Source organism: Cupriavidus sp. 05N39, from assembly GCF_056397325.1.
This window is the reverse complement of record NZ_JBFTNE010000364.1, coordinates 1-393: the sequence shown is the minus strand read 5'-3', so window position 1 is coordinate 393 and position 393 is coordinate 1. Positions and strand designations below refer to the sequence as shown.

Here is a 393-nt window from a genome sequence, read left to right as displayed (position 1 = left end):
CCACACGGCCACTGGCATGCACGCCATGGTCGGACACGTAGCGGAAGGTCAGCACCGATTTGGCGGCATCCCAGCCCAGGCTGAGCTGCAGGCAGTCGCCCGGGCGCGCCACATGCTGGAACTTCAGCGCATCCATCCGCTCGAAGCGCGGCGGCATGCGGAACACCTGGCGTGCATAGTGGATCGCCCAATCCAGCTGGACCACGCCGGGCAGGATCTTCGCCTGCGGGAAGTGCCCGTCGAAGGCGATCAGGTCCGCCTCCAGCGGCAGGTGGAGCACCGCCGCGTCGGCCTCGCGCTGCTGCCACTGCACCGTCGGCAACACCGGCCGGAACAATGCCGCCAGCGCCGCGGCGGTCACCTTGCCCTGGGCATTGATCGGCAGTTCGTCGA

General features: G+C 68.7%; 1 protein-coding gene. It reads right to left on the bottom strand.

Annotation, left to right across the window (positions count from 1 at the left end):
• A partial coding sequence (locus AC1DN0_RS41725; RefSeq protein ID WP_477146701.1) for an ApeI family dehydratase occupies window positions 1-393 on the bottom strand: 393 nt, incomplete at both ends.